This window comes from Bradyrhizobium sp., from assembly GCF_027451485.1.
Lineage (GTDB): Bacteria > Pseudomonadota > Alphaproteobacteria > Rhizobiales > Xanthobacteraceae > Bradyrhizobium.
In genome coordinates this window covers 1-4,096 of sequence record NZ_DAIDJE010000158.1, presented here as the reverse complement: position 1 = coordinate 4,096, position 4,096 = coordinate 1, and the positions used below count along the sequence as shown (strand labels likewise).

The following is a 4,096-nucleotide window of genomic DNA, read 5'->3' as shown; positions in this document are numbered from 1 at the left end:
CCAGGCGAGGATATCCCCGCGAAAGCCTTCGACAAGCGCCATCCCCTCGGCCGCTGCGGTTTGTGGTCTCGGGGGCAGCGGTGTGATCAGTGGCCCCGTTGGCATGCCAGCCACAATCTGTCTGATCAGCGCGAGGCTTTGCTCGATTTCGTTGATCCGTATCCAGACACGCGCGTTGACATCGCCATCGGTCCGGACCGGCGTGTCAAAGCGCAGCACGTCATAGGGTGAGTAACCAGGCCAGCGACGGGCATCGAATGAGCGGCCGGATGCGCGGCCGACGAACCCGCCACAGCCGAATCGCCGGGCCAATGCCGGCTCGAGCCGGCCAGTGCCGACGACACGATCCTGCAACGATGCCGTGTTGTCGTAGAGTTCCACAAGACGTGGAAAACGCCGGCCGATCTCGTCCAAGAGGTCCACGATACGGCCCATGCCCGCCGTGTCGAGATCGGTTGCCACACCTCCCGGCACAATCCGGTCCATCATCAGCCGGTGACCAAAGCATGCGCCGGCGACGCGCAGAACCCGCTCGCGCAGGATCGCACAGTGGGCGTTCATGATCGCGAACGACGCGTCGTTGCAGATCGCACCGACATCTCCGAGATGGTTGGCAAGTCTCTCCATTTCCGCCATCAGCGCGCGAAGCCAGATCGCGCGTGGCGGCGGCGTGACCATCAATGCGTTTTCGACCGCTCTCGCGAAGGCGAGGCCATAGGCGACGGTGCTGTCGCCGGATACACGACCTGCCAGCACGGCTGCCTGCGCGATGTCGGCACCGGCCATCAGGCCTTCAACGCCCTTATGCGCGTAGCCCAGACGCTCTTCCATGCGAACCACCGTTTCGCCATCGGCATGGAATCGGAAATGTCCGGGCTCGATCACGCCCGCATGCACCGGTCCGACCGGAACCTCGTGGAGCGCCGGTCCGAGCGCCTTCAGAAACGAATAGGCGGTGCCGGGCGGGCGCCTTCCAGGAGCGCTGCCGAGCGGCGCCGTCTGCTCCCAGCGCCCATGATCGAGCCATGGACGCTCGTCGGGAGTCCCGTCCGCGACCAGGCCGAACAGGTCCTGGATCGCGCGCTCAGGTCGGATCGCGGGGGGATGGTGCAGTCCCACGGATGGGAAATGATGATCAAGGCAGGACAGGCTGATAACGCCGAGCCCCTCGTCGGCATCCCGCAGAACCGCCATGTGCACCGCCTGGCTCTCGCCCCAGAGGCCCAGCAGCGTCCAGCGTCCGGCTGCCAACTCGTCGGCAGCCGCGCGCCAGCCCGTTGTTTCGACCTCAAGCCGCGGCCAGGGCCGATGCGTGGCGACAAGCCGGCGATTCGGACCAAGCTCAGGAAACGGGATCGGTATTGCACGTTCCATGAATTATCCGAGCTGCGATGCAACGTGCTGGAACCAGACGACCAGCGGCGGCGGGAGATAGATTCCAGCGCAAAGCACCAGCGAGAGATGGGCGAACATCGGCACATAAGAGGCCTGCACCGGCTCCATCCGTCCCCTGGGCTCACCGAAGGAAATCGTCGTGAGGCGCAGCACCAGCGCCCCCAATGCCACCAAGAGCGCCATCGCCAGCGCGATCGCCAGCAGCGGTTGGCGCGCAAAGGTCGTACTCACGATCAGGAATTCGCTCATGAAGATGCCGGACGGCGGCAAGCCAACAATCGCGATCACGCCGGCAACAAGCCCCCAGCCCAACAGCGGATGACTAGCCGTGAGCCCGCGAATATCGGCGATTTTCTGCGTGCCTTTGACCTGGGCCACGTGGCCCACGGAGAAAAAGATCGCCGACTTCGTCAGGCTATGCATCGTCATTTGCAGCAAGCCAGCAAAATTGCCCAGCGGGCCGCCCATACCGAAGGCAAAGACGATGATGCCCATATGCTCGATCGAAGAATACGCGAACAGCCGTTTGATGTCGCGCCGCCGGTACAGCATCAAGGCCGCGAAGGCGACCGAAAGCAGCCCCAGGCTCACCATCAGCACGCCCGGCTCGATCGTGTCAGGGCTGCCGGCCAGCAGGATCTTGAACCGCAGCAACGCGTACAGCGCCACATTCAAAAGCAGACCAGACAACACGGCCGAGATAGGCGTGGGACCTTCTGCGTGCGCGTCGGGCAGCCACGCATGCAGCGGTACCAGTCCGACCTTGGTGCCGTATCCCAGCAGCAGGAACACGAACGCGACATTCAGCAACGCGGGATCCAGGTTGGCGGCATGCGTGGCCAGAAGCGTCCACTCCATCGCGGCCACACCCTCGCCAAGGATCGGGCGGGCCGCCAGATAAACCAGGATCGTCCCAAACAAGGCCAGCGCGATGCCGACGCTGCCCAGGATGAAGTATTTCCAGGCAGCCTCGATCGCCGCTGGGGTACGATAGATGCCAACCATGACGACCGTGGAGAGGGTGGCGAGCTCCACCCCGACCCACATGAGCCCGATGCTGTTCGAGACCAGCGCGAGATTCATCCCGAACATCATCACCTGGTACATCGCGTGATAGAAACGCAAATAGCGCGGGGTAAGACGGCCGATTTCGAGCTCATGGCCGATATAGGTGGCGCTGAAAATACTTGTCGTGAAACCGATGAAATTATTGAGTATCAGAAAAACGACATTTAGGTCATCGACCAGGAACAATGCGTCGGGTGCGGGGCGGCGCACCAGCAACAGCAAGGCGGCGATCAGCGATATTCCGCTTGCGCCGACATTCAGACGCGCCGACAGGCGGTAGCCAGGCAGCAGGGCAAGAACGGTCGCGGCGATCGCGGGGAGCAGCAGGAGCGCATTCATGGCGGCGGCTGGGTCTATGATCATCGCCGCTCTCCCCGGAATTGATCGAGCGCCTCGACCTCGACGGTGTCAAAACGTTCACGAATACGGAACAGAAAGATGCCGACGACAATGAAGGCGATGAGAATGGAAAAGGCGACGCTGATCTCCACCACCAGGGGCATGCCCTGCGCTCCGGTAGCTGCCAGGATCAGGCCGTTCTCGAGCGACATGAACCCGGCCACCTGGCTCACGGCGTTGCGTCGCGTGACCATCATCAGGAGGCCGAGCAGGATGACCGACAGGGCCAGCGCGATATCCTCGCGCGCCAGGGGCGCCGCGCCGGCGGTCGTACGCAGCATCACGATCATCGACAAGGCAACAAGAGCAATTCCTGCGAGCATCGTCATGCTGATGCCGACAACGACCTCGATCTCCCGGTGGATCCCCATTCGCTTAATCATTCGATGCAGCGCGAACGGAATGACGATCGCCTTGAAGATCAAGGCGATCGCCGCCGTGATATAGAGCTGCGGGGCAAGCTGAAGACGGGCCTGCCAGGCGACTGCGAGGGCGAGAACCAAGGAATGCAGGGCCAGCACGTTGATAAGTGCCGAGAGCCGATCCTGATAGAGCATCATGAAGCTCACGACGACCAGGCTGCCGGCCAGAACGTGCGCCATATCAAGCGAAAAATGCGTCATCTACAGGGACCGCGAGACGAACAGCAGCAGTGTGCCGAGCAAGCCCAGCATCAGGGCGGCGCCGAGGAGATTGGGCACCCGAAAGACGCGCATTTTTGCCGTGGCAGTCTCAAACACACCAAGCAGAACCCCGCCCACCGCAAGCTTCGCGATATAGGCCAGGGCACCAATGGCGTAGGCCGTGATTCCCGAGCCGGTGCTGGCAAGACCGAACGGCACGAACACGCAGGCGATCAGCGACATGTAGAGCAGCAACTGCACCGACCCGGTCAGTTCGATCATGGCCAGATGGCGGCCGGAATATTCCAACACCATAGCCTCGTGAACCATCGTGAGCTCGAGATGCGTCGCTGGATTGTCAACGGGAATGCGCGCGTTCTCGGCAAGTGCGACGATGATCAGGGCGATCAGCGCCAGGCCGAGCGATACGCGCAGACCCGCCGCCGAGGAGAGCATAAAGCCGGCCACGTTCGACAACTGGCTCGACCGCGCGACGAGCGCCAGCGTGAAGACGATCATGATCATCGCCGGCTCCGCGAGCGAGGCGATCATCACCTCGCGGCTCGCGCCAATACCGCCGAAGCTGGTGCCGATATCCAGGGCCGCGAGTG

General features: G+C 62.8%; 4 protein-coding genes. All 4 read right to left on the bottom strand.

The genetic code is table 11. From position 1 onward, the window contains the following. Nucleotides 1–1,374 (bottom strand): NADH-quinone oxidoreductase subunit C (locus NEZ08_RS19675; protein WP_298110572.1); only part of this gene is annotated, 1,374 nt, incomplete at its 3' end. A 3-nt stretch (nt 1,375–1,377) separates the two neighbouring features. Then, complete coding sequence (locus NEZ08_RS19670; protein WP_298110570.1) at nt 1,378–2,826, bottom strand: hydrogenase 4 subunit F; 1,449 nt, start codon at nt 2,824–2,826, stop codon at nt 1,378–1,380. Continuing rightward, nucleotides 2,823–3,485, bottom strand: a complete 663-nt coding sequence (locus NEZ08_RS19665) for a hydrogenase-4 component E (protein WP_298110567.1) — start codon at nt 3,483–3,485, stop codon at nt 2,823–2,825. Before NEZ08_RS19665 ends, NEZ08_RS19670 begins: the two co-directional genes overlap by 4 nt. Beyond that, nucleotides 3,486–4,096 (bottom strand): NADH-quinone oxidoreductase subunit H (locus NEZ08_RS19660; RefSeq protein WP_298110565.1); only part of this gene is annotated, 611 nt, incomplete at its 5' end.